Origin of the sequence: Achromobacter sp. Marseille-Q0513 (assembly GCF_018195695.1) — a bacterium.
Taxonomy (GTDB): Bacteria; Pseudomonadota; Gammaproteobacteria; order Burkholderiales; family Burkholderiaceae_B; genus Achromobacter.
Genome location: NZ_JAGTJY010000619.1, coordinates 1 through 365, shown reverse-complemented (window position 1 = coordinate 365; position 365 = coordinate 1). Strand labels below are relative to the sequence as shown.

General features: G+C 66.3%; 1 protein-coding gene and 1 pseudogene. Both read right to left on the bottom strand.

The genetic code is table 11. The features are described from left to right. On the bottom strand, window positions 1-187 hold a 187-nt coding region (locus tag KDH83_RS32785), incomplete at its 3' end, for a helix-turn-helix domain-containing protein (protein ID WP_283093876.1). A gap of 30 nt (window positions 188-217) precedes the next feature. Beyond that, window positions 218-331, bottom strand: a pseudogene (locus KDH83_RS32925) (hypothetical protein); the annotation flags it as partial. Between the last annotated feature and the right edge of the window lie 34 nt (window positions 332-365).

Genomic DNA, 365 nt, shown 5'->3' with positions numbered 1-365 from the left:
GCCGCACCCCGTCCAGATCCACCGGCCCCAGCCTGCGCTCCAATGTCTGCAAGTCGATCGCCTTGGTCGTCTTCCAGTCCAGTCCGTGCCAACGAGCAGCATGCAGTACCGAGGTCACCGCGCACAGCCGTGCCACGCTCTCGGCCAGCCGCCGCGTCACCCGGCAATGCCGGTCAAGCCAGTCCAATCGCTCCACGCGGGGGCCGCAGGATAGGCAAGCCAAGCGCAGACGCGGCACGTGCAGCTCCACCTGATCATCGAATATCGGCAGCTCGCGGATGCGCCGCATCATGCGGTCATGAATCGCTGTCACCGCCTGACCACAGCCCATGCAATGCCGCTGCGCACCAGGTGCAGGCTCCAAC